The sequence below is a fragment of the Bradyrhizobium sp. AUGA SZCCT0177 genome, from assembly GCF_018130125.1.
GTDB lineage: Bacteria > Pseudomonadota > Alphaproteobacteria > Rhizobiales > Xanthobacteraceae > Bradyrhizobium.
Genome location: NZ_JAFCMA010000012.1, coordinates 35744 through 62179 on the forward strand (window position 1 = coordinate 35744; position 26436 = coordinate 62179).

General features: G+C 62.6%; 25 protein-coding genes. 12 read left to right on the forward strand and 13 right to left on the reverse strand.

The genetic code is table 11. The annotated features are described in order from the left end of the window. The first annotated feature begins 167 nt into the window (after positions 1-167). Positions 168-866, forward strand: coding sequence for a DUF1013 domain-containing protein (locus JQ597_RS15810; protein WP_212265193.1), 699 nt, complete (start codon positions 168-170; stop codon positions 864-866). A gap of 94 nt (positions 867-960) precedes the next feature. Here the strand turns inward: JQ597_RS15810 and JQ597_RS15815 are convergent, their stop codons facing one another. The 7 genes from JQ597_RS15815 to JQ597_RS15845 all read right to left on the reverse strand — a co-directional run bounded on the left by JQ597_RS15815 (position 961) and on the right by JQ597_RS15845 (position 8012). Next, positions 961-1221 (reverse strand): SemiSWEET transporter, encoded by a 261-nt coding sequence (locus tag JQ597_RS15815; protein WP_192735299.1) that lies wholly within the window; start codon positions 1219-1221, stop codon positions 961-963. 54 nt (positions 1222-1275) lie between these two features. Then, positions 1276-3765: an ATP-binding protein gene (locus tag JQ597_RS15820; RefSeq protein ID WP_212265194.1), complete on the reverse strand. Its 2490-nt coding sequence runs from the start codon at positions 3763-3765 to the stop codon at positions 1276-1278. Positions 3766-4028: 263 nt separating this feature from the next. After that, positions 4029-4247: an alkylphosphonate utilization protein gene (locus JQ597_RS15825; RefSeq protein WP_212265195.1), complete on the reverse strand. Its 219-nt coding sequence runs from the start codon at positions 4245-4247 to the stop codon at positions 4029-4031. 185 nt (positions 4248-4432) lie between these two features. Next, positions 4433-4639: a DUF6494 family protein gene (locus JQ597_RS15830; protein WP_212265196.1), complete on the reverse strand. Its 207-nt coding sequence runs from the start codon at positions 4637-4639 to the stop codon at positions 4433-4435. Between the two features lie 13 nt (positions 4640-4652). Continuing rightward, complete coding sequence (locus tag JQ597_RS15835; RefSeq protein ID WP_212265197.1) at positions 4653-4922, reverse strand: hypothetical protein; 270 nt, start codon at positions 4920-4922, stop codon at positions 4653-4655. Positions 4923-5121: 199 nt separating this feature from the next. Then, positions 5122-7032 carry a propionyl-CoA synthetase gene (locus JQ597_RS15840; protein WP_212265198.1) on the reverse strand — a complete coding sequence of 637 codons (1911 nt, stop codon included), beginning with the start codon at positions 7030-7032 and terminating at the stop codon, positions 5122-5124. 212 nt (positions 7033-7244) lie between these two features. Next, the gene (locus JQ597_RS15845) at positions 7245-8012 is read right to left on the reverse strand and encodes a hypothetical protein (protein WP_212265199.1); all 768 of its coding nucleotides are present in this window, start codon (positions 8010-8012) and stop codon (positions 7245-7247) included. A 192-nt stretch (positions 8013-8204) separates the two neighbouring features. Here JQ597_RS15845 and JQ597_RS15850 point away from each other — a divergent pair, with 192 nt between their 5' ends. Beyond that, positions 8205-8975 (forward strand): hypothetical protein, encoded by a 771-nt coding sequence (locus JQ597_RS15850; RefSeq protein WP_212265200.1) that lies wholly within the window; start codon positions 8205-8207, stop codon positions 8973-8975. A 24-nt stretch (positions 8976-8999) separates the two neighbouring features. Here the strand turns inward: JQ597_RS15850 and JQ597_RS15855 are convergent, their stop codons facing one another. After that, the gene (locus tag JQ597_RS15855; RefSeq protein WP_212265201.1) at positions 9000-9803 is read right to left on the reverse strand and encodes an SDR family NAD(P)-dependent oxidoreductase; all 804 of its coding nucleotides are present in this window, start codon (positions 9801-9803) and stop codon (positions 9000-9002) included. Positions 9804-10056: 253 nt separating this feature from the next. Between JQ597_RS15855 and JQ597_RS15860 the strand changes: the two genes are divergently transcribed. The 4 genes from JQ597_RS15860 to JQ597_RS15875 all read left to right on the forward strand — a co-directional run bounded on the left by JQ597_RS15860 (position 10057) and on the right by JQ597_RS15875 (position 15857). Next, positions 10057-12063 (forward strand): TRAP transporter permease, encoded by a 2007-nt coding sequence (locus tag JQ597_RS15860; protein WP_249147903.1) that lies wholly within the window; start codon positions 10057-10059, stop codon positions 12061-12063. A gap of 31 nt (positions 12064-12094) precedes the next feature. Continuing rightward, on the forward strand, positions 12095-13069 hold the full coding sequence (locus JQ597_RS15865) for a TAXI family TRAP transporter solute-binding subunit (protein ID WP_212265203.1): 975 nt from the start codon (positions 12095-12097) through the stop codon (positions 13067-13069). Between the two features lie 213 nt (positions 13070-13282). Further along, positions 13283-14290 (forward strand): Bug family tripartite tricarboxylate transporter substrate binding protein, encoded by a 1008-nt coding sequence (locus JQ597_RS15870; RefSeq protein ID WP_212265204.1) that lies wholly within the window; start codon positions 13283-13285, stop codon positions 14288-14290. A 358-nt stretch (positions 14291-14648) separates the two neighbouring features. After that, a complete protein-coding gene (locus tag JQ597_RS15875) occupies positions 14649-15857 on the forward strand; it encodes an EAL domain-containing response regulator (RefSeq protein ID WP_212265205.1) in 1209 nt (402 codons plus the stop codon). Between the two features lie 53 nt (positions 15858-15910). Here JQ597_RS15875 and JQ597_RS15880 read toward each other — a convergent pair whose 3' ends face one another. Continuing rightward, the gene (locus JQ597_RS15880; protein WP_349628838.1) at positions 15911-16501 is read right to left on the reverse strand and encodes a GNAT family N-acetyltransferase; all 591 of its coding nucleotides are present in this window, start codon (positions 16499-16501) and stop codon (positions 15911-15913) included. Positions 16502-16594: 93 nt separating this feature from the next. Further along, a complete protein-coding gene (locus JQ597_RS15885) occupies positions 16595-17074 on the reverse strand; it encodes a hypothetical protein (RefSeq protein ID WP_212265207.1) in 480 nt (159 codons plus the stop codon). A 201-nt stretch (positions 17075-17275) separates the two neighbouring features. Here JQ597_RS15885 and JQ597_RS15890 point away from each other — a divergent pair, with 201 nt between their 5' ends. Beyond that, positions 17276-17581: a hypothetical protein gene (locus JQ597_RS15890; RefSeq protein ID WP_212265208.1), complete on the forward strand. Its 306-nt coding sequence runs from the start codon at positions 17276-17278 to the stop codon at positions 17579-17581. 63 nt (positions 17582-17644) lie between these two features. Here the strand turns inward: JQ597_RS15890 and JQ597_RS15895 are convergent, their stop codons facing one another. The 3 genes from JQ597_RS15895 to JQ597_RS15905 form a co-directional block, all read right to left on the reverse strand. Further along, a complete protein-coding gene (locus JQ597_RS15895) occupies positions 17645-18829 on the reverse strand; it encodes a hypothetical protein (protein ID WP_212265209.1) in 1185 nt (394 codons plus the stop codon). Positions 18830-18890: 61 nt separating this feature from the next. After that, complete coding sequence (locus tag JQ597_RS15900; protein WP_212265210.1) at positions 18891-19862, reverse strand: Bug family tripartite tricarboxylate transporter substrate binding protein; 972 nt, start codon at positions 19860-19862, stop codon at positions 18891-18893. A gap of 135 nt (positions 19863-19997) precedes the next feature. Continuing rightward, the gene (locus tag JQ597_RS15905) at positions 19998-20627 is read right to left on the reverse strand and encodes an NUDIX hydrolase (protein ID WP_212265211.1); all 630 of its coding nucleotides are present in this window, start codon (positions 20625-20627) and stop codon (positions 19998-20000) included. A 79-nt stretch (positions 20628-20706) separates the two neighbouring features. Here JQ597_RS15905 and JQ597_RS15910 point away from each other — a divergent pair, with 79 nt between their 5' ends. The 5 genes from JQ597_RS15910 (at position 20707) to JQ597_RS15930 (ending at position 26367) form a co-directional block, all read left to right on the forward strand. Further along, entirely contained in the window at positions 20707-21135 is a 429-nt protein-coding gene (locus tag JQ597_RS15910) for a PaaI family thioesterase (protein ID WP_212265339.1), read from the forward strand. A 116-nt stretch (positions 21136-21251) separates the two neighbouring features. Beyond that, the gene (locus JQ597_RS15915; RefSeq protein WP_212265212.1) at positions 21252-22265 is read left to right on the forward strand and encodes an aldo/keto reductase; all 1014 of its coding nucleotides are present in this window, start codon (positions 21252-21254) and stop codon (positions 22263-22265) included. Between the two features lie 216 nt (positions 22266-22481). Next, positions 22482-23618, forward strand: a complete 1137-nt coding sequence (locus tag JQ597_RS15920) for a TRAP transporter substrate-binding protein (protein WP_212265213.1) — start codon at positions 22482-22484, stop codon at positions 23616-23618. Positions 23619-23833: 215 nt separating this feature from the next. Next, a complete protein-coding gene (locus tag JQ597_RS15925; protein ID WP_212265214.1) occupies positions 23834-24502 on the forward strand; it encodes a TRAP transporter small permease subunit in 669 nt (222 codons plus the stop codon). Next, a complete protein-coding gene (locus JQ597_RS15930) occupies positions 24499-26367 on the forward strand; it encodes a TRAP transporter large permease (RefSeq protein ID WP_212265215.1) in 1869 nt (622 codons plus the stop codon). Before JQ597_RS15925 ends, JQ597_RS15930 begins: the two co-directional genes overlap by 4 nt. The last annotated feature ends 69 nt before the right edge of the window (positions 26368-26436 follow it).

The following is a 26436-nucleotide window of genomic DNA, read 5'->3' on the forward strand; positions in this document are numbered from 1 at the left end:
AATTCGTATAAGGACTTGGGGCTGCTTTTGGGCGCTGTCAAGGCACTTTAGCAGGCCATTGCGCCAATAGGCCCTCAAGGGGTATATAGGCCCGGAATTCCCGTCATCCCCGATGACCGCAGACTTCGCCTCCAAAAGAGGTGGGCGAGGCACAAAGGAGATTTGCCATGAGCAATGCACCGCTGATGCCAAAGGCGACTGCCGTGTGGCTGGTTGATAATACCGCGCTGACCTTCGACCAGGTGGCCGATTTCACCAAAATGCACCCCCTGGAGGTCCGCGCCATCGCCGACGGCGACGCGGCGCAGGGCATCAAGGGCATGGACCCGATTTCGACCGGCCAATTGAGCCGCGACGAGATCGAAAGGGGCGAAAAGGACCCGAATTACCGCCTCAAGCTCGGCGAGAGCAAGGTTACCCTGCCCCCGGCGGCCAAGAAAAAGGGCCCGCGCTACACCCCGGTGTCGCGCCGCCATGAGCGGCCGAGCGCGATCCTCTGGCTGGTGCGCAACCATCCCGAGCTGAAGGACGCCCAGATCATGCGCCTGGTCGGCACCACCAAGACCACCATTGCCTCAGTCCGCGACCGCACCCACTGGAACGCCTCGACCCTGACCCCGATGGACCCGGTGACATTGGGCCTGTGCTCGCAGATCGAGCTCGATTTCGAGGTGCAGCGCGCCGCCAAGGAAAAGCCGGTCCCCGCGGCCTACGGCGGCGCCACCCTGCTGCCGGCCTCCGAGACCACCAAGAAGGAGCCGGAATTCGAGCCGACCGAAAAGCAGCGCGACGACCTCAACGTGGATGCGGTGTTTGCGAAGTTGAAGGGGATCGGCGGCAAGAAGCAGGACGACGAAGAGGAATAGGTTTCCCGTATTCCGGTTACGGGATTTCAAACGCGGCGGGGCAACCTGCCGCGTTTTTGTATTGGCAGGCTTTTGTATTTCAATGCCTAGGTGCTCAACCGTATTTCAGTTTCATGAACAAAACTCCGCCGGCCAGCACGATCGTGATGGCATTGGCGACGATCAACGGCCCATCTCCGGAAAGCAGGCCGTACACCAGCCACAGCAGGATGCCGACCACCATGACGAGAAACATTCCGAGCGAAATGTCCTCCGTCGAGCGGGTTCGCCAGACTTTTACGAATTGCGGGACGTAAGCCAGCGTCGTGCACGTCGCGGCCGCAAACCCCAGCAGTTTGATGACAATCGGTTCCATGGGCTTCTTATAGCATCGATTCGAAGGTGTAATGAACGGCACCGGTATACGCGATCACACTCCAGCCAGACTGGTCGGATTGCTGGAAGCCGATCCCTGATGAAGCCGCTTAATGTGCTGCAGCAGTTCGCTCGTCAGGAACGGCTTGGTCAGGATCGGAATGCCATGCGCAGCAACCGAGTCGACGACTTCCGACCGGATGTCACCCGTCATGACAATGGCCGGGACACTCCAGCCAAGTGCCGCGCGCAGGATCTTAACGGTGTCCACACCGTTCGCCGATCCGCGAAGATTGTAGTCACATATCAGCAAGTCGGGACGAACCTCCTGCCGGCTGATCCGAACCAGCGCCTCGTCCGCCGTTGCAACCATGATCGCCTCTATACCGCGCGCTTTCAGCAGGTGGTGCAGCGAGGAGCGCACACTCGTCTCGTCTTCGACGACGAGTATCATGCCGGGGAGGTCCGCCCCTTCCAACCCTGGCGTCTGCGCGCTTTCGGCAGCATCGCGGCTTAAGTCTCCACGCGGAACCTCAATCGAAATCCCGGTGCCCGTGCCGGGCGTAGACCGCACATCGATCCTGTGGTCCAGCACCTTCCCCATACGCCTGACGATGGCCAGACCCAATCCAAAACCACCGCGCTCGGTGCCATGCGCACCCTGATAATACTCCTGAAATATGTGAGGCAACTGATCTTGCGCGATGCCGACGCCGCTATCCCAGACCTCGATCCGAACCTTGTCACCCGCGCGCCGGCAACCCAGCAGGATTGTCCCTCGATCGGTGTATCTCACCGCATTCGACAGCAAATTGCGCAACATCGCTTCGAGCATCCCCTTGTCGCTGCGGACCGTGAGTTCGGACCGGACCAGGCGCAACCGCAGCCCCTTGTCAGCGACGGAATTGAGGAAATCGGCTGCCAGAGAATCAAACACGTCATTGATCGCGAAGTCGCTCTTCGACGGACGGAGATCTCCGGCCTCCAGGCGATTGACATCCAGCAGACTCGACAGAATGCTGGACATGGTGTCGAGGGATCGCGCTATTCCGCCGACGAGAGTGCGCGCCTCCCCGTGCGGCAGGTGCGGTTCAAGCGCCGATTGCAGGAATCGAAGCGTTTGCAACGGTTGTCGCAAATCATGGCTGGCGGCGGACAGAAAGCTGGTCTTTGCCTGGTCTGCCGATGCCGCCGATTTCCAGGCGCGGGAAACCTCTTGTTCAAACTGCTTCCGCGTCGTGACGTCGGTCGTCAGCCCGTTGATACGTGCGGGGCTTCCCTCCGCATCAAAATGCGTAACCGCAACCTGCTCCAACCACACTTCGCCGCCTGCATCCGGCCGCAGAAACCGGAATGTCAGCGAATGCGAGCGTTCGTCCGGTGAGGCGATGTTCAAGCGAGCGGTGACGGACCGGCGATCATCGGGATGGATCTGTCGCAGCCATTCATCGCTGCTGAGCGATTGCTTCGGGCCAAGCCCCAGGATTTCCACCGCGTTCTGGCTGAGCCGTATCAGTCCTGTACGAAGATCCCAATCAAAGGTTATTACGCCGCCGGCCCGAAGCGCTTCTTCCAGCCGCTGTTCTCTTTCGACGATCACGGTTTCGTGTATCCGCCGCTCGCTGAACAGCGCCGCCAGAACCAGCGCGCCGAACGAGATGGCCAAAATGGTCGCCTGGGCGGACAGGATACGCTCCTCAAGCGGCAACCGCGCATCGCCGAAGAGGCCGACGGCAAATATTGTCGTCCATACGACCGTGATCGCGCACATGAATGTTGCGACGGCCGTAAAGGCGGGGCGAACGCGGGCGGCGATCCACACGAACAGCGGACAGAGCGAGGCAATCGCCAGTTCGAGCGTCCAGGGCGCATAGGGAAGAGAGACCAGGAGCAAACATAGTGTACCGACGATCGCGAGCGCGAAGGCGCCCTCCACGATTTCGCGCCTTGGCGGAGCGTCACGCAGGAATGAAGCCAGCCCGATCACAAGCGGCGCGACTGTAATACTCCCCAGCGTCTCGGAAGCTACCCAGTTGCGCCATATAGTCACGGCGGATGAGCTAGACGGGTGAAAGAACACGAAGCCGAGCGTGCCGACGATACCGCTAACGAGGGATGCAGCTATCGTGGCGCCGAACAATCCGAAGACACGACGCAGCCTGTTGAGCTCAAATGGCGCGTCATAAAATCGCTGGATGAGCCCTGCGACAATGAGTCCTCCACCCGCATTGGCCACCGCGAAAAACGCCGTGCTGGCAAGATTGCGATCGCCGAGCAGATTGGCGGCGAAGGTGGCCGCGACCACGCCGACGACGACCGGCCACCGCGCGGTCGAACCGAGCGCCACCATGAATCCAGCCGCTATGCCCGCTGCCGGCCAGAACACCGCGACGCCGTCCGCCTTGTCGGTCAGAGCGAGGCTAAGACGCGCTGCAAGGAAATAAGCGACCGCGACCGCGATTGAGACGGCCCATGGTGGCCATGCGACCGACAAGGAACCCGAGGGTGCATCCGTTTGTGCAGTTTGTGCCAACTCCGAACGCATGGTGCAAACCCGGGCGGCATACGCAATTAAGTTTAAATTGCTGCTCGAATCTCTTCCGATGATTCTTCAATGAAATCAGTCGCCCTCTCAGTATCTAGTCTCTGAGGAGGTCTGACAAGCGCAATCCGGTTCCCTGTGCAGCTCACCCGCGCACAGCCTTCAATGCCAGCCTTGTCGCGATGGAATACACGCCTTGCGTCGCCGATCGCCGTTGATGCCGAGCCGTCGCGGGATTGCATCCGCGAGGGTATCGGCAAAACTCCTCACGCCTTCTTCAAAAACTCCGTGCGCAGCACCAGGTCCTTGACCTTGTCGGTGCGGCCTTCGATCTCGTCTTCGTTGTCGGTGAGGCGGATGTTCTTGATCACGGTGCCGCGCTTGAGCACGGTGGATGAGCCTTTCAGCTTCAGGTCCTTGATCAGCGTGACGGTGTCACCCTCGGCAAGCAGCGCGCCGTTGGAATCTCTGACCTTGATGTCCATGAATTACGTCTTTCCAAAAAGGCTGAAGTGCTTCTTTCTTCCTTCTCCCCTTGTGGGAAAAGGTGGCGCGCGAAGCGCGCCGGATGAGGGGTTTCTATCCGCGGAGACAACCCCTCACCCGTCTGCGATGCTGCGCATCGCAGCCACCCTCTCCCCCAAGGGGAGAGGGGAAGGAAGGCGTTCGCTCAGCCCAATTCGATCTCGTCGTTAATCTCGTGCGTGAGGCTGATGCCGCCAATGGTGAGAACCATTTTGGCCGGCAGTTTTTCATTGCCCTTGAGGCGGCCGCTGGCGACGGCGTCGCGGACCGCTTTTTCGATTTCGCGCTGCGAGGTGATGCCGACCTTCTTGAGAAAGCCGCGCAGGCTGGTGTTGAAAACGTCTTCGTTCATGATGACCTCCTGATCACGGCCTGGTCGGATTGTTCAGCATTTGCTCGGCGAGGTTTCGCTGGGCACGGTCGGTGCGGGCGTTGGCATTGCCGCGCTGCACGTCGCGGTTCTTGCGGCAGATGACGTAGTCGTTCGACCCGGGCGCCACATTGTTGGCGCGGCAGAACGCATCGTCGTCGGCGCTGGTATCGGCCATGGTCGGCTGGCCCTTCTCCAGGCAGCCGGCGAGCAGCGGGGCGGTGAGTAGCAGCGCGATGAGAAGTCGAGCGGGGTTATGTCGCATGACTGATCCATGGGTCCGGTTTCGTCATTGCCGGGCTTGACCCGGCAATCCATCGAAATCAAGGCATTTTGCTGGAATGAAACCCGTCATTCCGGGGCGATGCGCAGCATCGAACCCGGAATCTCGAGATTCCCCGGTGCGCAATTGCGCACCTGAGGTCTGGTGCTAACGCACCATCCCGGAATGACGGTGCTAGCAGCTACACCCTGCCCTTCAGCGCGTCGCCGATTTCGTCGAGCACCTTGGGATCCTCGATGGTCGCCGGCATGGTCCAGGCATCGCCGTCGGCGATTTTCTTGATGGTGCCGCGCAGGATCTTTCCGGAGCGGGTTTTGGGCAGGCGGCCGACCGTGATCGCAAGCTTGAAGGCGGCGACCGGGCCGAGCTTGTCGCGCACCAGCGCCACGACTTCTTTCTCGACCTCCGCCGGGCTCTTCGAAACCCCGGCCTTCAGCACCAGAAAACCGCAGGGCACCTCGCCCTTGATCGCATCCTTGATGCCGAGCACGGCGCATTCGGCGACGTCGGGATGCGAGGCCAGGATTTCCTCCATGCCGCCGGTGGAGAGCCGGTGGCCGGCGACGTTGATGATGTCGTCGGTGCGGCCCATCACGAACACGTAGCCGTCTTCGTCCTTGTAGCCGGCGTCGGAGGTTTTGTAATAGCCGGGAAACTCAGTGAGATAGGCTTCCCTGAAACGCGCCTCCTGCTCCCACAGCGTCGGCAGGCAGGCCGGCGGCATCGGCAGTTTGATGACGATCGAGCCCATTGTGCCCGCGGGCACCGGTCTTGCCGCCTCATCGACCACATCGACCTGATAGCCGGGCATCGGCACCGTCGGCGACCCGTGCTTGACCGGCAGCATGCCGAGCCCCACCGGATTGCCGGCGATGCACCAGCCGGTTTCGGTCTGCCACCAGTGATCGATGACAGGCACCTTCAGCTGCTGCTCCGCCCATTCCACCGTCGACGGATCGGCGCGTTCACCGGCGAGAAAAAGCGTTCGAAATTTCGACAGATCATATTTCCGGATGAACTTTCCGTCCGGGTCTTCCTTCTTGATGGCGCGGAAGGCGGTCGGCGCGGTGAAGAACGCCACCGCCTGGTGCTCGGAGATCACGCGCCAGAACGCGCCGGCGTCCGGCGTGCCGACCGGCTTGCCCTCGTACATGATCGAGGTCGCGCCATGGATCAGCGGTCCGTAAATGATGTAGCTGTGGCCGACCACCCAGCCGATGTCGGAGCCGCACCACCAGACCTCGCCGGGCTTGACGCCGTAGAGGTTGAACATCGACCATTTCAGCGCGACCAGATGCCCGCCATTGTCGCGCACCACGCCCTTTGGAATCCCCGTGGTGCCTGAAGTGTAGAGGATGTACAGCGGATCGATCGCCTTGACCGGCACGCATGGCGCGGCCTTGCCGGCATCGAGCGCGGCGCTGCGTAATTGCGCCCAGTCGTGGTCGCGGCCCTCGTTAAGTTCGCAGGCCTGTTGCGGCCGCTGCAGGATGATGCAGGTTTGCGGCTTGACGCTCGACAGTCGGATCGCCTCGTCGAGCAGCGGCTTGTATTGCACGATGCGGCCGGGCTCGATACCGCAGCTCGCCGAGAAGATCAGTTTTGGTTTTGCATCTTCAATCCGGCTCGCGAGCTCCTTGGCTGCAAAACCGCCGAACACCACCGAGTGAACAGCGCCGATCCGCGCGCAGGCCAGCATCGCGAACACGGCCTCCGCCACCATCGGCATATAGAGGATGACGCGATCGCCCTTGGTGACGCCAAAATCCTGCATGACGGCCGCGAGCGTCTGCACCTCCTGCAGCATCTGCGCATATGTAAATTTGGTGACCGTGCTGGTCAGCGGCGAGTCGTGGATCAACGCCACCTGATCGGCGCGGCCGCTCGCGACATGGCGGTCCAGCGCGTTGTAGCAGGTGTTGACGACGCCATCTGTGAACCAGCGGCCGTAGGGTCCCATCGTGGAATCGAAGATTTTCCTTGGGACGTCGATCCAGTCGATTTCACGCGCCGCCTCGGCCCAAAATCCTTCGGGATCCCGAAGCGAGCGCGCGTGGATTTCGTGATACCTGCTCTTTCCGTGGATGTTCATGGCGTTTCTCCCGTGGCCCACCCACTCGTCATGCCCGGGCTTGTCCCGGGCATCCACGTCTTTGCTGCCAGTTGGATAAGCAAGACGTGGATGGCCGGGACAAGCCCGGCCATGACGACGGGGCGGCAATCATATTTGCCACGCATTGTCACGGGAAGCGGCGCGAGATCAAGCCGGAACAACTTGGCGATCGGCTAAAGCCCGACCACCATTCACCGCGACTCAATCGCCAGCAATTGGTCTAGCCGTTCCTTCATGGCCCTCCGCAAATCGTAACCCGGCTGGCCGAAGGCGGCGCTGCGGCGGACGACGAAATCATCCTGCTCACGCTGCAGGGCACGGGCGCGCGGGCTGTCGGCACTCGCATCGCGGACCACCTTGGTATTCACGGCACTGATCTCGCGGTCAAACTTGGCAAGGTCCGGACTGGCGCAGATCGCCTTCTCCACCGGCTGCTTCGTGGTGGCGCAGTTGAAGCTCGGCTTGTTGTAGACCGCCATCAGCGCGCCGAGACGCTCGAGTTCCTGCGCCAGCGATTTGTAATTGCCGCGCGCGGTGGGATGCTCCGGGTTGAGCTTGATCGCCACGCCGAAGTCCTGCAATGCCCTCGGCCGGTCGCCCTTCTTGCGCCAGAGTTCGCCGCGCGCGTTGAAGATATCGGCCAGCGCCGGATCGAGCCGCAGCACGCCGTCATAATCGGCAATGGCGCGGTCGATCAGATCCTTGCGATCGTTGGCGCCGCCACGCGCGATCAATGCCTTGATGCGGTCGGACCTCGCGGTCTTTTCGTTGCCGATCAACGCGCCGCAAATGCTGATGGTCTTGTCGTCGTCATTGGCCGCCGCCGCCGCAATGCAAGGCGCGGGATCGACTTGCGGATCCCTGGCTGGCTCGGCGCCGGTTGCAAAGGCGGCTTGCACGAACGCCGTCCACAGCAGGGAAGCGACGACAATATTGCGGATGATAGGACAACCTCGCATCAACAGACCCGGAAAAACGCTCTCGACGACGGACAATCCTAGCAAGCGAGGTGCGCTTCCGACAGCGGCCAACGCGAATTTCGATTTTGGCTGAAGCATGACGTCCGGGAAGCCGCGCTTTTCGCGTGCAAGTGTATCTATCCATTGAAGAATTTTCGTTGAACCTTTCCCCTTCCCGGTCGACTCAAATCCATGACCATCCTGACCGACACGACTCCGCCGCGCGCGATCGCGTATTCCCAAACCGGCTATTTTTACTTCTACATGGCGCTGGCCTGCACGGCCGTCGCGTTTCTCGGCTTTGCCCCGACCTATTGGCTCCCGATGATGTCGCGATCGCTGTCAGCCTCGCCCGTCGTCCATTTTCACGGCCTGCTGTTTTTTGCCTGGTCGCTCTACTTTGCGTTCCAGACCTGGCTCGCCGCATCGGGAAATGTCACCCGGCACCGCGCAATCGGAATGATCGGCGTGTCGCTGGCGACCGCGATGACGATTTTCGGCTTCCTGGTTGCGGTCAACGCGATGAAGCGATCGGCGGCGGCGGGGCTGACCAGTGAAGGCATCGCGTTTGCGATCGTCCCGCTCAGCGGCATTGTTTTCTTTGCGGTGGTGTTCGCGCTGGCCATTGCGAACATCCGCCGGGGCGAAACCCACAAGCGGCTGATGCTGCTGGCCGGCATTTCGCTGCTGGATGCAGCCGTGGCGCGCTGGTTTCTCACCTTCCTGGCGCCTCCCGCGCCGCTCGGCCCGCCGCCGGTGCCGGTCACCATCCCGCCGGCCTTCGTCGCCTATCTGCTGCTCGTAGTTGCCATCGTGCACGACTGGCGCACGCGTGGCCGCCCGCATCCGGTCTATATCTATGGCGGCGCCGCGCTGATCGCCGTGAAGCTGCTGAACTGGCCGATCAGCATGACGCCGATGTGGCACTCCTTTGCCGGCGGCATATTGGCGATGGCGCAGTAGCGGAAGCCCGAACCCGCGCTTGGCTTATGCGGACCTCGCCGTCATCCCGCCATCGACCACGAGTTCGAGCCCGGTGACGTAGCGGGATTCGTCGGAAGCCAAAAACAGCGCCGCATTGGCGACATCCCAGGCGTCGCCCATGTGCCCCATCGGCACTTGCGAATCCCTAGCCCGCCACATCGCCTCGACATCGCCCTTGGCATAACTCGCCGCAAGCCCTGCGGAGTGCTCGACCATCGGCGTTTTCATCAAGCCCGGCAGAATGCAGTTCACCCGGACATGATCGGCTGCGAACTGCACCGCCGTGGTGCGCGTCATCTGGTTCATCGCCGCCTTCGACGCCCCATAGGAGACGTAGGAAATGCCGACGTGACGGATCGAGGCGATCGACGAAATATTGATGATCGAGCCGCCGCCCTGCTTCTGCATCACGGGAATAACGTGCTTCATGGCGAGGAAGGCGCTCTTGAGGTTGACCGCGAACACGCGGTCCCATTCGGATTCCGTCGTCTCGACCACGCTGCCCATCTCGGCAATGCCGACATTGTTGTCGAGCACATCGATACGGCCATAGGTCTTCAGGCACGCCGCCACCATCGCCTCGACTTCGGCGGCGCGCGAGACGTCGGCGGTGAAGGCCGCCGCCTTGCCGCCCTCGCCCGTGATGATCTTCACGGTCTCTTCGGCCGCCGCCGCGTTGCGATCGACGCAGAACACCTGCGCACCCTCGCGAGCAAAAGTCACCGCGGTCGCCTTGCCGTTGCCCCAGCCGGGCCCGATCGAACCCGCGCCGACCACCATCGCCGTCTTGCCCTTGAGCCGTTCCATCGACTTCTCTCCCCTTGATTTGGACGGGAAGTTGAACGGGCATGTGCCCGCGGTCAACCCATCCAGCGCGTGGCGGCCGATGCAACCCTCGCATGGATGTAACCATCCCAAAATCTCTCGATTTATGCCCTTGCAACGCCTCCCCAAACCGGCATGAATGCGCCGCCGTTAAAGGCCCCGGCGATCCAGCCGGGAGATATCAATGCGCTCCGGGGGAAGCATGGCCGCACAGGGTCAACCACCAGGCAATTCTTTGCCCAATGACGACGTCATCGCCGTTTCCGACGAAGCGTTGCATAAGGCTGAATTGTTCATCGAGGCCGAGGAAGGCGCGGCCAACCGCCTGATGGGATGGGCGGGGCGGATCTCGACCACCATTGCGGTGGTGATGAGTCTGTTCCACCTCTATGCGGCCTACGCGATCGTTCCGACCCAGGAGCTCCGCTACACCCACGTCGCCTTCACGCTGGTGCTGAGCTTCCTGCTGTTTCCGCTGGCGACGCGGTTTCGCAACCGGGTGCGTTGGTGGGACGTGGTGCCGGGCATCTTTGCGGTCGCGACCATCGTCTATGCGCTCTGGGGCGGCGAGGACTTTACCGACCGCGCCACCTCGCCCGACCGCTGGGACGTCGTCGTCGGCGTCGTCTTCATCGTGCTCGTGCTGGAGGCGACGCGGCGCACCACCGGGCTGATCATGCCCGTCGTGGCCGTATTGTTCATCGCCTATGCGATGCTTGGACCGCATCTGCCGGCGCCATGGACCCATCGCGGCTACGATCTGCCCCGGCTGGTCGGTCATCTCTTCATCACCCTGGAAGGTATTTTCGGTGTCGCGGTCGACGTGTCGGCGACCCTGATCATCCTGTTCACGATCTATGGCGCGTTCCTGGCGCAATCCGGTGCCGGCAAGTTCTTCATCGATTTCTCGCTGGCGCTGATGGGCGGCAAGGCGAACAGCGCCGGCAGAACCGTCGTGCTGTCCTCGTTCCTGCTCGGCGGCCCCTCCGGATCGGGCGTCGCCACCACCGTGATGATCGGCACCGTGGCCTCCCCGATGCTGGCCAAGGCCGGCTTTGAGAAAAACGCCGCCGGCGGTTTGCTGGCGGCCGGCGGCCTCGGCGCCATCCTGTCGCCGCCGGTGCTCGGCGCCGCGGCGTTCCTGATCGCCGAGTTTCTCAAGATCAGCTATCTCGACGTGATCTGGATGGCGACGATTCCGACCTGTCTCTATTACATGTCGCTGCTGTTCATGGTCGAACTGGACGCGAAGAAGTTCGGCGCCAAGGACGTCAACTTCACGCCGGAGATGTCGCTCGGGCAGATGACCCGGCGTTACGGCTTTCATTTCATCTCGCTGCTCGCCGTGGTCGTATTCATGGTGATCGGCTATTCGCCGTCGCTGTCGGTGTTCTACGCCATCGTCGTGACCTTCGCGCTGAGCTTCCTGCGCAAGGAAACCGCGCTGGTGCCGAGCAAACTGGTCAAGGCGCTGGCGGAAGGCTCTACCGGCGCGCTGAACGCAGCGACCACCTGCGCCTGCGCCGGCATCGTGGTCGGCATCGTCACGCTGACCGGTCTCGGTCTCAAATTCTCGGCGATCGTGATCAGCTATGCCGGCGGCAGCCTGCTGCTGACGGCGATCTACACTTCGCTGATCGTGTGGATCATCGGGCTCGCGGTGCCGGTGACCGCCTCCTACATCATCTGCGCCGTGATCGCCGCACCGGCACTGATCAAACTCGGCGTGCCCGATTACGCCGCGCACATGTTCATCTTCTATTACGCCGTGCTGTCGGAGGTGTCGCCGCCGACCGCGCTGTCGCCGTTTGCGGCCGCCGCCATCACCGGCGGCGATCCCTACAAGACCACGCTGCAGTCCTGGAAATACACCTTGCCTGCGTTCCTGGTGCCGTTCGTGTTCGTGCTCGATCCGCAGGGCGTCGGATTGCTGCTCTCGATCCCCAAGGGCGGATCATGGCTCGACATCCTCGAAATCACGATCAAGACCACTCTGGGACTGCTGGCGCTGGCCTCAGTTGCCCAGAACTGGGCGCTGCGACAAAATACGCGGGTCGAGGGAGGCCTGCTTCTGCTATCCGGATTGCTGCTGGTATTTCCGAGTTTGATCGAGGCGATCGTCGAATGGATGATCGGCCGCGATATCAGCTACACTTACGTGCCCGGGCTGATCATCGGCTTCGGCGTGTTGCTGTGGCAGTCGAGAACGCGGTCGCCGAAACGACCGGCGCTTACAACTTAAGTCCAAGAATAAGGTCAAGGGAGTAATTGAGATGAAAATAATGAAAAAGACCGTGGCCGTGCTGGCTGTGACTGTTGCGGCCGGACTCGCCTTCGCCGGCATCGTCCACGCCCAGCAGAAAACGATGTCGATCGGCACCGGCGGAACCGGCGGCGTCTACTATCCGCTTGGCGGCGCCGTCGCCAACGTGCTGTCAAAGACCCTTCCCAACGTGCAGGCCACGGCCGAGGTCACCGGCGGCTCGATCGACAATCTCAAGCTGATCGGCACCGGGCAGAGCGAGATGGGCTTCACCATGGCCGATGCCGCGCTCGACGCGCTGCAGGGCCAGGACAAGTTCAAGAGCGGCAAGCTGCCGCTGCAGGCGCTGCTCGTGGTCTATCCGAACCGCATGCATGTGGTGACCGTCGAAGGTACCGGCATCACGACCATGGCCGATCTCAAGGGCAAGCGCGTCTCGACGGGTTCTCCGGGCGGCGCGACCGAAGTGATGGCGTTCCGCGTCATCGAAGCCGCCGGTCTCGACAAGGACAAGGACATGAAGCGCGAGCGGCTCGGCGTTGCCGAATCCGTTAACGCCATCAAGGACCGCAAGATCGACGCGTTCTTCTGGGTCGGCGGCATCCCGACCGCGGCGGTGACCGATCTCGCGGCAACGCCAGGCTTGAAGATGAAGCTGGTCGACCACGGCGATCTCGCCGAGAAGATGAATGCCAAGTACGGCAAGCTCTACACGTCAAGCAAGATCAAGGCGGGCTCCTATCCCGGCTACGACAAGGACAATTCCATCACCGAGGTCTGGAACCTGATCGTGACCGGCGACAAGATGAGCAACGACGACGCGTACACGATCGTCAAGACGCTGGTGGAGAAGAAGGCCGACATCGTTGCCGTGCACAAGGAAGCCGAGAGCTTCTCGCTCGACAACCAGGTGCAGGACCGCTCGCCGATCCCGTTCCATCCCGGTGCGCTGAAGTATTTCAAGGAAAAAGGCATCGGCGGCTAAGCCGGCTGCCTGCAATTGCTTGATTGCATTTGACCGCGGCCTGCCAAGGGCCGCGGTCATTTCTTTGAGCTTGCTGCCTCTCGCTGCGGTCGCTGACGTCGCCCTGATCGGGTTTTGCGCCATGATGCCGGAGACCCCGAGGCATGACGCCGACGGGGGTGGTGGTCGCGCCGATTAACAAATACGGTCCGCCGAAATTTTGGAGGGACCGACATGACTTCGAAGATTATTCATCCGCACCGCCCCAACCGCCGCGCTGTGCTGACCGGCGCGGCTGCCTTTGGCGGTATGTCGCTGTTGCCGCGCCGGGCGGGCGCCGATCAATGGCCGACACGGCCGGTCAAACTGGTCGTGCCGTTCGCGGCCGGCGGCACCACCGACATCCTGGCGCGCGTGGTCGCGGCAAAAGTCTCGGAGGAATTCGGCCAGCAATTCATCGTCGAAAACAAGACCGGCGCCGGCGGCAACATCGCGGCTGAATTCGTCGCGAAGGCCGAGCCCGACGGTTACACCTTCGTGGTGGGAACACCCGGCACGCACGCCATCAACCAGTTCGTGTTCAAGAACATGAACTACGACCAGGCCAGGGATATCGCTCCGGTCATCATCATCGCGCGGGTACCCAATCTTTGTTCGCTCACCAATTCGCTGCCGGTGAAATCGGTTGCGGAGCTGATCGCCTATGCCAAATCGAAGCCGGGAGAGTTGTTCTACGGCACGCCGGGGCTCGGCAGCACCGCGCATGTCTCGACCGAATTGTTCAAGTCGATGACCGGCGTCGAGATGACCCATGTGCCGTACAAGGGCAGCGCACCGGCGCTGACCGACCTGATCGCCGGCCGCGTGCAACTGACGATCGACAATTTGCCGGCCTCGCAGCCGTTCGCCGAATCCAACTCGATCCGCCCACTGGCGGTCTCCTCTGCCAGGCGCTGGCCGGGCCTGCCGGATCTGCCGACGATCGCGGAAGCCGGCGTACCCGGTTACGAGGCGGCATCCTGGTTCACCATCGGTGCGCCGGCCAAGACGTCGAAGGAGATCATCGACAGGCTCAACGCCAGCGTCGACAAGTTTCTCAAGACCGACGACGGCATCGCGCGGCTGCGCAAACTCGGCGCCGAGCCGGCCGGCGGGTCGCCCGCGGACATGCAGGCTTACGTGCTGGCGGAAACCGAGAAGTGGGGCAAGGTGGCCAAGTTCGCCGGCATCAAGCCGGAGTGACTATCGCGTTCAGCTGACGCCGCGCGTCGAAGCGATTCTTGTGTTCGGCGCGAACATAAACTGTGGTCGCGCCGACAAGCGACCACAGGCGTTAACGCGCGTCCAGCAATGAAACAGCGCACAAATGCACGCCTCCGTTCATAGCGCACGCCACGACGGCAACGACAAACGGATGGGTCTCCATCGGGCTTCCGAGTTGCCATGTTACAGCCAGATGACTTGCCGCTTTCGTTACAATTCTAGTTTCATTGGCGGCTTTAACCTTACCCGCGCATTCATCACCGCGTCCCTAAAACTCCATGATTAGCGCCGCTGCGCGGATGTACGACTAGCGTCGATATCTGTGCAGGGGGACGGAATGAATCTGATCAATGCTAACGCGCATGCGCGCACCGGTGGCTTCGGACTGCGAAGGGTGATGCCCCGCGCCTGCGTGGCCGACGCCAAGAAACACCTGCGGCTGTTCCTCTCTGACGCGCTCGAGGAGCTCGGCTTCATCACCAGCGCATGCGCTTGTGCAAGCGAATTGTCGGGAGTGCTTGACGCACAACAGCCTGACCTCGTCGTGCTCGGCGTGTCCGTCAACGGGACCGAGGTCGGCGAAATTCTCGAAGTTCTCGTCCGGAAGAATTTCGGCGGCAAGGTGCTCATCATCGGCCTACCGGACTCGATTATGGTAAAGGCGGTTCGGCAAATTGCCGAGGAATACGATATCGCGATGCTGCCCTCGCTGCCGACGCCCTTCAGCGCCGGAACGTTGCGGGCCAGCGTCGCGTCGCTGCTGCCCACCGAACCGGCGCCAAGCCCGGCGGTGGACGTGGCCGAGGCGCTGAAGGCCGGGTGGCTCGAATTGTGGTATCAGCAAAAGATCAATGCGCGCACGCTGGTTCCGAGCGGCGCGGAGGCGCTGGTGCGGATGCGACACCCCGCCTGGGGGGTCGTGCCACCGGCGTATTTCATTCCGGACGACAAGGATCCGCATTATCGCGCGCTGTCCGAGTTCGTGATCGGTCGCGCGATCGAGGATTGGCATTACCTTCTGGAGCAGCATGGTCCGGTGGATCTCTCGATCAACCTGCCGGTTTCGTTTTTAAGGGGCCGCGAAACGGTGCGCGACCTGTGTCTCGGAATGCCCGACCATCCCGCATTCGGCGGTTTGATCATCGAGATCGACAGCGCCGAGGTGATGGACAATCTGGATCTCGTGATCGACGTCGCCAGGCAGGTGCGCCTGCATAACATCGCGATTGCCGTCGACAATGTCGGCCCGGAATGGCCCGCGCTCATGGGGCTCCGGAACTTTCCATTCGTCGAGCTGAAAGTCGATCATCAGTTTGTCACCGGCTGCGCGGATGACCGCTTGAAGCAGACCGTATGCCGCCACATCGTCGAGCTGGCGCAGGACCATGGTGCGCGCGCCATCGCCCAGGGGGTCGAAACCCGCACCGATTTTCTCACCGCGCATGACATGGGCTTCGATCTGGTCCAAGGCTATCTGTTCAGCAAGCCGCTCGGGGTCAAGAAATTTGCCCGCTCGCCCCCGGTGCTGCCATCCCCCGCCGGGTAAAAGCCGTGAGGGGGCGCTCGGTCCGGCTCAGCCGAACTTGATCAAGCACTGCCTCACGGATGAACCAGCCGCGTGCGCGCGCGGCCATGTTCATCGAAATTCCCGTCCGCAAGCCACGCGGCGATGGCGGCGCGGCGCGCCGGCCATTCGGCGGCGATGATCGAGTGCCACGCCACGTCGCAGCGACGCCCCTTGCTGAGGGCCGAGCCACGCCAGGTACCCTCTGGCGTAAAACCGTAGCGCGCGGCCGCGTTCAGCGACGCCTGGTTTGCCGCGTTGCAGCGCCAGACCAGCCGCTGGTACTGCAATTCCTCCATCGCATACTGCATCAGGAGAAAGATCGCTTCGGTCGCGGCCCGGGTTCGCTGCAGCCGCGGCGAAAACCAGATCGCTCCGATTTCGATCGCCCCCTCGGCCGGATAGATATCGCACAGCGATAGCCAGCCTTGTGCCACGCCGCTGCTGTTCGGCCGCACCACCCAGAACGGCTGATCCGCCCGCCCGGCCAGTTCGGTGACCAGCGCCAGCAAGTCGCACTGCTGCGCGAACGGCCCGTAACGCAAATAGGCAAAGGACGCGTCGGCGCCCTGCGCGGCGTGCCAGAGTTCGTCCGCGTGTCCGACGCGAAGCGGTTCGAGGGACACCTCGCGCCCCTCAAACGGAAGCCGTTCAGGAAACGGCCAAGGCGGTGGTGGCGAGCCCGGCGCGGAGGGGGCGGCTGTCACGCCCGCCGCCCATCAATCGAACTTCATGTCGAGACATTTCGAGATGTCGGAGCCGAGGCCGGACGAGATGATGATGCAGCCGCGCACCTTGCGCGCATTGTTGTCGCTGGCCCACACCGCATAGCCGCCGGGTCCGAAGAACGAGTTGGTGTTCGGCGGTTCGGTTTCGGTGGCGTCGAACGAATAGTTCGAATCGGTCTCGAAGATGCGGGGCTTCTTGGCGCAGTTGCCGTCAGCCTGCACGTTGATGACTTCCTTGTTGTCGCGCGTCAGCGCCAGCGTGACCTGGCAGCGGAAATATTCCGAGGTCTTGATGTTGAAGACATACGCGTACGATCTGCAGGTCGCGGTGTTGAGCTTGCCGGGGCTCAGGCCGCGGCTGCAGGCAATCCGCTGGTTGTTGCTGAGCTTGAATTCGTCGGCCTGGACCGCGGAGGCCAGCGTCATGAACGACAGCGCAACACCAAAACCGATCTTCACGACGAGGTTCATCCGAATCATCCCTATAAACGTTTCTGGCAATAGCGCGTGTGTAACCGGAAACCGGAACATAGTCGCGAAGTCGAAGGCGGGAAATCACAAAGTCGCAGAGAAGGCGTGATGCGGCAAAGGTACCATTGACGGAATAATGACGTTCGTGATTTGTTCAATGAGATGGGACGGAAGCCAATTTGGCCGCTGGGAGGGATGACGATGACGAGAATTTCAACCAAAACCTTTTTGATCGCGGCCGCGCTCAGCGTGCTGACGTCGTCAGCATTCGCACAGGCCGCCGCACCGACGCCTTGGGAGCTGAAGTCCGACATGGGCTATGCCTACGGCAAGGACGGCAAGACGCTTGCGTACAAGTTGGGCACCAGCAATGCCGGCACGCTGCTGAAGGGCGCCAAGAAAGTGCCGAAGGGCACGCTGTTCTTCGTCGGCGAGAACGGCCAGCTTTACATGCGGACCGGCCCCTACCTCGAAGACGACGGCAAGTTCAAGTTCGGCGCGAATTGAGGGGCGTGTTTAGCCACCGCTGTCGTCCCGGCGTTCGCCGGGACGACGACACCGCAAGCTTTACTAAAACGCCGCCGCCAGTTCCTTCGCACCTGGCTTGCTGCTGTTGACGTCCATCCGCTCGTCGGTGATCGCAAGCAGTTTTGCCACCGTGTTGTGGCGGATCGCGACCGGGTTGCGCTCGTAGCCACCGCGCTGGAAGAAATTCGAGGTCGGCACCTGCTCGCGCATCGCCTGCGGCATCGTCACCATGTCGAGACCGGTGCTGTCGCCGGTCAGGTTCATCATCTCGAGTTCGGCGGCGCTGAGCGGTCTGGTATAGCCCTTGGCGCGCGCGAACAGCACCGAGGTCAGCAGCTTGTGGGTCTGCAGCAGCGGGCCGACGTCGATGTCCAGCACCATGGCGTGGACCCCCCAGCCCTGCGGCGTGTTGGCGAGCTTTTCGTGCTCCGACCATTGCACCGGCACCGAGCGCGTGAACGCCACCATCCGCTTCAATACCGCCAGCTTGTGGTCCATCGCCTTGCGCGCCGGTCCTGACAGGCCGGAGGCCTTTTCCGTCAACGCCTTGACGATGTCATGCCCCTGTTCGGCGAGCAGCGAGACGGTGTTGGTGGTGAGCAACTGGTTGTAGCCAACCGCCGTCGAGATCGCGCGCGAGCCCGGGCGCGAGGAACTCAATCCGGATTGCATGTCGTGATTGCCGTTGCCGCCGGTCTCGAACGAATAGACCCGCACGATCTGCTCGCGCGTCAGGCCGGAAGCCAATGCGACGCGGCCATAGGCGCGCTTGAACTCGACCTCGCTGGCCGGCCGCTGCGGCGTAAACTGGAAATGCGCCGCGGCGGCTTGCAGGAAATCGGCGACCACCGGAAGCGGCTTGCGCTCGGGCCTGTCTTGCGGTTCCGGATCCACCGGCCGCTTCGGCCCGTCGTAAAGCGGCGGCTGCGTCAGCACATAATCATCGAGCGTGATGGCCTGGCGCTCGCGCCGCTTGGCGTTGCGGCCGCGCCGTTTTTCGGCAATCGCGCTCCAGTAAGGTTCGGCTTCCTGCTCGAACGCGGCGCGCGCGGCCTGATATTCTTTCAGCTTGCGGCGATATTCCGCGATCGCCTGCGGCGAGGCCGCCTGCGCCATCGCATCCGCCGTTGAGGCCGGCAGCGCGTCCATGGCCAACGCCGGCGGCGCGCCCGCGGGAAGCGCGAGCGCGACAAGGCAAAAATAGAGGCGAATCAATTGCAGGCGCATCGCCTTGTTGTAGCAAGTGTCGGGCTCAAGTCAGCCCCGAAACGGCGCAGCGCCGTGCCGCTCACTCCTGCTCGACGCCGCTGGTCTTGATCAGTTGCGACCACTTCTTTTCATCCTTGTCGATGAAATCGGCGTAATCCTCCGGCGTGCCCGGCGTGATCTCGGTGCCGTCATTGGCCAATTGCCTTTTGACCTCGTCGGAGCCAAGGGCGTCCCGCAGCACCTTGTTGAGCTTGTCGATGATGGGCCGCGGCGTGCCGGCAGGCGCCGCGAGGCCGTAATACAGCGACGCATCAAAGCCGGCCAGGCCCGCTTCCGCCATCGTCGGCACGTCCGGCAACAGGCTGGAGCGGGTCGTGCTGGTCACCGCGAGGGCGCGCAGTTTGCCGGCCGAGACGTTGGGGTGCGAGGCCGGGATCGGCGCGAATGCCATCGGGATATGGCCGCCCAACAGATCGGTCAGGGCCGGACCGGTTCCCTTGTAGGGAATATGCACCAGCGTGATCCCGGCGGTGCGGGCGAAATATTCGCCTGTGATGTGACTGACCGTGCCGGCGCCGGCCGAGCCGAAATTGACCTTGCCGGGATTGGCCTTGGCGTGCGCGATCAGTTCGGCGACGGTCTTGGCCGGGAACGACGGATGCACCACCAGCGAATTCGGCGCATTGCCGATCAGGCCGATCGGCGCGAAATCCTTGCGCGGATCGTAGCCGGCGCTCTTGTAGAGCGACGGCCCGATCGCCAGCGTGCCGGTATAGCCCAGCACCAGCGTGTAGCCATCGGGATCGCTCTTGGCGACGGCCTTGGTGCCGATCGTGCCGCCGGCGCCGGGACGATTGTCGACCACGACCTTCTCGCCGAGCAGTTCGCTCATCTTGTCAGCGATGCCACGGCCGACGATCGAGGTCGAACCACCAGGCGCGAACGGAATCACCAGCGTGATCGCTCGCGTCGGATAGTTTTGAGCTTGCGCGCTGTTGAGGCTGGCGGCGAAACCGACGGCGATGATGACGGCCAAAGCGTTACCGCGCATTCAGCACTCCCTTGGGATCATTGTTCTTGTTGGCGTATGGTCGCTGAAACAGCCGACATCCGCAACCCGCGTTCCGGACGACCCTACCCATCGTCATTGCGAGCCAACGGGTCGCAATGACGGACTCAAGGAGCCCTATTTCCAGGCGAACACCGGCTGTTCCAGTTCGGCCACGCGGGTATTGCGGCCCGCCAGCACTTCACGGAATTGATAGATCAGCGCCGCCGTCGGCGCGTGGATGTGTTGGCCGGCGAGGCGAAAGCGGATCACGCGGCGCGTGCTTTCGGGAATTCTGGTGAAGCTGAACGCGTCTTGCTGCTCGATCTCATCAAGCGCGATGCGATGCACGGAAGCCACCTCCGCCGGGTTCGGCATCGGCGCGGCCTTTGTGCTTACCCACACCACGACCGGCGTGATCAGATAGCCGGACCTCGTCGGATAGTCGTCGAGCAGGCCCAGCACATCGCCCTCTCCGAGCTCCAGGCCGAGCTCTTCATGAAGCTCGCGCAACGCCGACTGGACTTGCGTCTCGCCGGGATCGCAGCGTCCGCCCGGCAGCGCCCATTGGGCCGAATGCGAGCGCAGGCCCTCGGCACGCCGCGTCAGCAGAAACGCCGTTTCCGCACCATTCTCGCTTTCGGTGAGCGCGATGACCACGGCGGCCCGCTTCAGCGCAGGCTCTGGCTCATCCGCCGTCGCCCGCGAGAAAGTTGCAACGAGCTCCGCGATATTTCGCCGGGTGGCATCATCAAATGAACGGGCCATGACGCTTGACTACAATACTCCCGCGTTTGATGAAATGACTGTCGAGACATGACCGCCTGCAGGAAACGGAATGCATCAGATGACGACCAGGGCCGCCACGGAGAAGCTAAAATCCGATGGCTGGAAAATCGTCGAAACGACCGGCTTCATGCATCTGATCGGGCCGTTATGGGAAAGGCTCGTCGACGGCGAGCTTGAATTCGCGCTGATCACCGAGGACAAGCACCACAACCGCCGCGGCCTGGTGCAGGGCGGCGTGCTGATGACCTTCGCCGACCGCACCTGCGGCATCACCGCGCGACACGTCTCTGGCAAGCCGACGCTGGCAACCGTGCAGCTCGACACGCATTTCGTCGAATCCGGCAAGATCGGCGAGGTGTTGATCTCCAAACCGCACGTGGTGCGCGCGACCCGCAGCCTGATTTTCATCACCACCGAAGTCACCGTCGACAAGCGCTGTATCGCGATGGCGTCGGGCGTGTTTAAGATATTGAAGAATGATACGTAGCCCATTCTGTCATTGCGAGGAACGAAGCGACGAAGCAATCCACCTTTCTTGTCTGCGGCTATGGATTGCTTCGCTGCGCTCGCAATGACGACGGCCACCAGAAGGAGCCCCGCCCGATGCAATATCGTCAACTCGGCCGCAGCGGCCTGAAGATTTCGCCGATCTGCCTGGGCACCATGATGTTCGGCGGGCCGACCGACGAGGCGACGTCGTCGCGGATCGTGGCGAAGGCACGCGAGGCCGGGATCAATTTCATCGACAGCGCCGACGCCTATAATGGCGGCAAGTCCGAGCAAGTGGTCGGCCGCGCCATTGCCAACGTCAGGCACAGTTGGGTGCTCGCAACAAAGCTCGCCAATCAGATCGGCGACGATCCCAATTGCGGCGGGCTGTCGCGGCGCTGGGTGTTGCGGGCGGCGGAAGAGAGTTTGAAGCGGCTCGGCACCGACTATATCGACATCTACTATCTGCATAAGGAAGATCACGCGACGCCGCTGGAAGAGACCGTGCGCGCGATGGGTGACCTGATGCGGCAGGGCAAGATCCGCTATTTCGGCGTTTCGAACTACCGCGCCTGGCGCGTCGCCGAGATCTGCAACATCTGCGATCGCAACGGCATCGACCGCCCGATCGTCAGCCAGCCCTATTACAACGCCATGAACCGGACGCCGGAGGTCGAGCACTTCCCGGCCTGCGGCTATTACGGCCTCGGCATCGTGCCCTATAGCCCCTTGGCGCGCGGCGTGCTGACCGGCAAGTACCGTCCCGATACGGCGCCCGACAAGGACAGCCGCGCCGGCCGCAACGACAAGCGCATGATGCAGACCGAATGGCGGCCGGAATCCTTGCAGCTCGCGCAGCAAATCAAGGAGCACGCCGAAGGGCGCGGCATCACCGCCGGGCAGTTCGCGGTGTCATGGGTGCTGAACTCGTCATTCGTGTCCGCCGTGATCGCCGGTCCCCGCACCGAGGAGCAGTGGGACGATTACCTGAAGGCGCTCGACTATCGCTTCACCGCGGAGGACGAGGCGCTGATCGACCGGCTGGTCGCGAGCGGGCATCCATCCACACCGGGGTTCAACGATCCCGCCTATCCGATCGAGGGACGGCGCGCGCGCACGGCGACTTAAACGAAAGTCGCATACGGCATCGTCGCCTGCAAAAATTTAATTCAGCGCCTTCGGAATAAATCCGGAAGCCGCCATCGACGTTGTTCACCATCTGCCGCGTCGAAGCGTCGCATCTTCCCGAACATTCTTGCCAAACACCTGCGCAAGCCTTTGTCTCCCTTCCAATAATAAGGGGCGCATCCTTGGTTGGATCGCCGTCAAAACGGGGAGGAAATCATGACGACATCCAAAAAAGACACCACTTCCAGCCGCCGCCGCTTCCTGAAAGTGGCCGCCGCGGGCGCTGCAGCAACGGTCGCAGCCCCCAGCGTCGTAAGCGCGCAAGGCGCGACCAGCATGCGCTTCCAGAGCACCTGGCCGGCCAAGGACATTTTCCACGAATATGCGCTCGACTACGCCAAGAAGGTCAACGACATGACGGGCGGCGACCTCAAGATCGAGGTTCTGCCGGCCGGCGCCGTGGTGCCCGCCTTCGGCCTGCTCGAGGCGGTCTCGAAGGGTACGCTCGACGGTGGACACGGCGTGCTCGCCTATCATTACGGCAAGCAGAACGCGCTCGCGCTGTGGGGCTCCGGTCCCGGCTATGCGATGGACGCCAACATGCTGCTGGCCTGGCACAAGTACGGCGGCGGCAAGGAGCTCCTGGCCAAGCTGTACAGCTCGATCGGCGCCAACGTCGTCTCATTCCCTTATGGGCCGATGCCGACCCAGCCGCTCGGCTGGTTCAAGAAGCCGGTCACCAAGGCCGACGACCTGAAGGGTATCAAGTTCCGGACCGTCGGCATTTCGATCGACGTGTTCAGCGGCATGGGCGCTGCGGTCAACGCCTTGCCCGGCGGTGAAATCGTCGCCGCGCTCGACCGCGGCCTGCTCGATGCCGCCGAATTCAACAACGCCACGTCGGACCGCGTCCTCGGCTTCCCCGACGTGTCCAAGATCTGCATGCTGCAGAGCTTCCACCAGAATGCCGAGCAGTTCGAGATCATGTTCAACAAGGACAAGTACGACGCGCTGCCGGCGAAGATCCGCGCGATCCTCGACAACGCCGCCGAAGCGGCCGGACAGGACATGGCCTGGAAGGCGATCGACCGGTACTCGAAAGACTACGCCGAGATGCAGACCAAGGATAACGTCAAGTTCTACAAGACCCCCGACTCGGTGCTGCAGGCGCAGCTCGATGTCTACGATCAGGTCGTCGAGAAAAAGTCGGCGGAAAATCCGCTGTTCAAGGAGATCGTGGCGTCCCAGCTGGCGTTCGCCAAGCGCGCGACGCAGTGGGAGCAGGACACCGTGGTGAACCGCCGGATGGCGTATAACCACTACTTCGGACCCAACGCCAAGAAGCGGACCTGAGGCAATAGAATCGACCAACAGACCCCGTCCGGGATGGCAATCCCGGGCGGGGTCTTGTATCGTCGGCTGGCCATCGCCTGCGCATTCACGACGCGAACGCGCTCCGACGCGGCGCCGGATCTCAGGTCGGCCATTACGCCCGGCTTCGCCCGGATCATTCCTGTGCCAAGTAGCAGCCCTTTATTGAGCAGCCCGTACCAAGCAGTCCAGATTTCATGAACAGCGACCGTTTTCTGCATACCATCGACGGTATCAGCACCTTTGCCGGCAAGGCGGCCGCCTGGCTGGTGATGGCCTTGATGCTTCTCGTCTGCGCCGAGGTTTTCAAGCGCTACATTCTGAACATGCCGACCGCCTGGATCTTCGATGCGTCGAACATGATGTACGGCGCGGCGTTCATGCTCGGCGGCGCTTATACGCTGGCGCAGAACGCCCATGTCCGCGGCGACTTTCTCTACTCTTCGATGCGGCCGCGCACCCAGGCCGGGCTCGATCTGGTGCTTTACATCGTGTTTTTCCTGCCCGGGATCGCGGCGCTGGCCTATGCGGGCTGGGACTATGCCGCGCTGTCGTGGCGCATCAACGAGCACTCCAACGTGACCGCGGACGGACCGCCGGTCTATCATTTCAAGGCGATGATCCCGCTGGCGGGCATATTGCTGTTGCTGCAAGGGTCCGCTGAAATCGCGCGCTGCGTCATCTGCCTCAAGACCGGCGTGTGGCCGAGCCGCCTCAAGGATGTCAGCGAAATCGACGTCGTCGAGGAGCAACTGGCGCTGAGCGAGCATGTCGACGACGAAGCGCGCCGAAGCGCGATCGAGCATGCGCAGAACATCGAGGAGAGCGCGCGCCAGCGCGGCTTGGGCGGGGACGTGCAGCGATGAGCGATCCGGCACTCGGGCTTTTGATGCTCGGACTCATCGTCGTCGTCATCATCATGGGTTTCCCCACGGCGTTCACGCTGATGGGGCTCGGCATGTTCTTCGGTTTCTTCGCCTATTACCGCGCCGGCGAATCCTGGGCCGACAACCACATCTTCGACCTGATGGTCCAGCGCACCTATGGCGCGATGACCAACGACGTCCTGATTTCCATCCCGCTGTTCGTCCTGATGGGCTACGTGATGGAACGCGGCGCGCTGGTGGACAAGATGTTCTACGCGATCCAGCTGGCGTTCCGGCGCGTGCCGGCAGCGCTCGCGGTCGCCTCGTTGATCGTCTGCACCTTCTGGGGCATTGCCTCCGGCCTCGTCGGCGCCGTCGTGGTGCTGATGGGCGTCATCGCCTTCAACCCGATGCTCAAGGCCGGCTATGACGTGAAACTCGCCTCCGGCGTCATCACCGCCGGCGGCACGCTCGGTATCCTGATCCCGCCCTCGGTCATGATCATCGTCTATGCGGCGGTCGCCGGGCAGTCGGTGGTGAAGCTGTACGCCGCGGCGATGTTTCCGAGTTTCTTCCTGGCGTTCCTCTACCTCGTCTACATCATCGGCTGGGCGCTGATTAACCCCAAAATCGCGCCGAAGCTGCCGGAGAGCGAAACCCGGGTGCCGGTGCGGCCGTGGGTGACGCAGATCCAGCAGCTCTATTCCCGCAAGATGCTGCCGGCATTGCTGGCCGCGACTGTGGCCCCGTCGCGGGCCCTTGCCATCACGGTGGATGGCGCGCGGCTCGGCTACGGCACGATCCTCAAGAGCCTGTCGTTCGTGCTGGTGCCGCTGGTAATGACGCTCGGCACCCTGTGGGGCATCTGGTGGTACGTCGTGATCCACCAGCAGCCGGACGCACCCACCGCCATCGAGCGCAGTGAGGCTCCGACCCCGCTCGGACAGGGCGCGCCGAGCAGCGAGCCGGTCGAGGAAAAGCTTCAGGAACTGGGCAGTTCGGTCCAGCAGTCCGGCGCGGCCAAAAAGGGCGAACCGGAGGTGCTGCAGCAGATGGGTAATCTGCAGAGCGAAACCGCCGCTCCGCCGTCGGCGTCCGGTCCGCCGGAAGGCTTCTATCTGTACTTCGGGTTCACGGCCGCCGTCCTGCTGCTGCTGCTGTTCTACTATTACGCGATCATGGAGGCCGAACAGTTCGAGGTGCTGCGGCTGTTGATCACCTCGGTGATGCCGCTTGGCCTGCTGACCGTGGTCGTGCTCGCCGTAATCCTGTTCGGCATCACGACCGCCACGGAATCGGCGGCGGTGGGCGCCGCCGGCGCCTTCCTGCTGGCGTTCCATGCCCGCACGCTGAACTGGAAAAAGACCAAGGAGGCGGTGTTCCTCACCCTCAAGACCACGTCGATGGTGTGCTGGCTGTTCGTCGGCTCGGCGCTGTTCTCGGCGGTGTTCGCTATACTCGGCGGCCAGGCGCTGCTGGAGAGCTGGGTGCTGTCGCTCAACCTGACACCGGTCCAGTTCATGATCCTGTCGCAGGCGATCATCTTCGTGCTGGGCTGGCCGCTGGAATGGACCGAGATCATCGTGATCTTCGTGCCGATCTTCCTGCCGATGCTGAAGCACTTCAGCGTCGATCCGATCCTGTGGGGCGTGCTGGTGTTCGTGAACCTGCAGGCCGCCTTCCTGTCGCCGCCGGTGGCGATGTCGGCGTTCTACCTGAAAGGCGTCGCGCCCAAGCACGTCACGCTGAACCAGATCTTTTCCGGCATGATGCCTTACATGTTCATCGTGATCATCTGCATGGTCATCATGTATATGTGGCCGGGAATGACGCTGTGGCTGCCGAAATATCTGTACGGCGGCTAGGCCGGGGGACGCGGGTTCCAGGGTTAGCGGGAACAACGGCCTCAATGGGCCGTTGTCTCCTGCGGTGAC

What these genes read in the sequence shown, in the direction of transcription:
- JQ597_RS15810 (WP_212265193.1), top strand. Translation starts at nt 168, where the DNA reads ATGAGCAATGCACCGCTGATGCCAAAGGCGACTGCCGTGTGGCTGGTT.
- JQ597_RS15815 (WP_192735299.1), bottom strand. Translation starts at nt 1,221, where the DNA reads ATGGAACCGATTGTCATCAAACTGCTGGGGTTTGCGGCCGCGACGTGC.
- JQ597_RS15820 (WP_212265194.1), bottom strand. Translation starts at nt 3,765, where the DNA reads ATGCGTTCGGAGTTGGCACAAACTGCACAAACGGATGCACCCTCGGGT.
- JQ597_RS15825 (WP_212265195.1), bottom strand. Translation starts at nt 4,247, where the DNA reads ATGGACATCAAGGTCAGAGATTCCAACGGCGCGCTGCTTGCCGAGGGT.
- JQ597_RS15830 (WP_212265196.1), bottom strand. Translation starts at nt 4,639, where the DNA reads ATGAACGAAGACGTTTTCAACACCAGCCTGCGCGGCTTTCTCAAGAAG.
- JQ597_RS15835 (WP_212265197.1), bottom strand. Translation starts at nt 4,922, where the DNA reads ATGCGACATAACCCCGCTCGACTTCTCATCGCGCTGCTACTCACCGCC.
- JQ597_RS15840 (WP_212265198.1), bottom strand. Translation starts at nt 7,032, where the DNA reads ATGAACATCCACGGAAAGAGCAGGTATCACGAAATCCACGCGCGCTCG.
- JQ597_RS15845 (WP_212265199.1), bottom strand. Translation starts at nt 8,012, where the DNA reads ATGCGAGGTTGTCCTATCATCCGCAATATTGTCGTCGCTTCCCTGCTG.
- JQ597_RS15850 (WP_212265200.1), top strand. Translation starts at nt 8,205, where the DNA reads ATGACCATCCTGACCGACACGACTCCGCCGCGCGCGATCGCGTATTCC.
- JQ597_RS15855 (WP_212265201.1), bottom strand. Translation starts at nt 9,803, where the DNA reads ATGGAACGGCTCAAGGGCAAGACGGCGATGGTGGTCGGCGCGGGTTCG.
- JQ597_RS15865 (WP_212265203.1), top strand. Translation starts at nt 12,095, where the DNA reads ATGAAAATAATGAAAAAGACCGTGGCCGTGCTGGCTGTGACTGTTGCG.
- JQ597_RS15870 (WP_212265204.1), top strand. Translation starts at nt 13,283, where the DNA reads ATGACTTCGAAGATTATTCATCCGCACCGCCCCAACCGCCGCGCTGTG.
- JQ597_RS15875 (WP_212265205.1), top strand. Translation starts at nt 14,649, where the DNA reads ATGAATCTGATCAATGCTAACGCGCATGCGCGCACCGGTGGCTTCGGA.
- JQ597_RS15885 (WP_212265207.1), bottom strand. Translation starts at nt 17,074, where the DNA reads ATGAACCTCGTCGTGAAGATCGGTTTTGGTGTTGCGCTGTCGTTCATG.
- JQ597_RS15890 (WP_212265208.1), top strand. Translation starts at nt 17,276, where the DNA reads ATGACGAGAATTTCAACCAAAACCTTTTTGATCGCGGCCGCGCTCAGC.
- JQ597_RS15895 (WP_212265209.1), bottom strand. Translation starts at nt 18,829, where the DNA reads ATGCGCCTGCAATTGATTCGCCTCTATTTTTGCCTTGTCGCGCTCGCG.
- JQ597_RS15900 (WP_212265210.1), bottom strand. Translation starts at nt 19,862, where the DNA reads ATGCGCGGTAACGCTTTGGCCGTCATCATCGCCGTCGGTTTCGCCGCC.
- JQ597_RS15905 (WP_212265211.1), bottom strand. Translation starts at nt 20,627, where the DNA reads ATGGCCCGTTCATTTGATGATGCCACCCGGCGAAATATCGCGGAGCTC.
- JQ597_RS15910 (WP_212265339.1), top strand. Translation starts at nt 20,707, where the DNA reads ATGACGACCAGGGCCGCCACGGAGAAGCTAAAATCCGATGGCTGGAAA.
- JQ597_RS15915 (WP_212265212.1), top strand. Translation starts at nt 21,252, where the DNA reads ATGCAATATCGTCAACTCGGCCGCAGCGGCCTGAAGATTTCGCCGATC.
- JQ597_RS15920 (WP_212265213.1), top strand. Translation starts at nt 22,482, where the DNA reads ATGACGACATCCAAAAAAGACACCACTTCCAGCCGCCGCCGCTTCCTG.
- JQ597_RS15925 (WP_212265214.1), top strand. Translation starts at nt 23,834, where the DNA reads ATGAACAGCGACCGTTTTCTGCATACCATCGACGGTATCAGCACCTTT.
- JQ597_RS15930 (WP_212265215.1), top strand. Translation starts at nt 24,499, where the DNA reads ATGAGCGATCCGGCACTCGGGCTTTTGATGCTCGGACTCATCGTCGTC.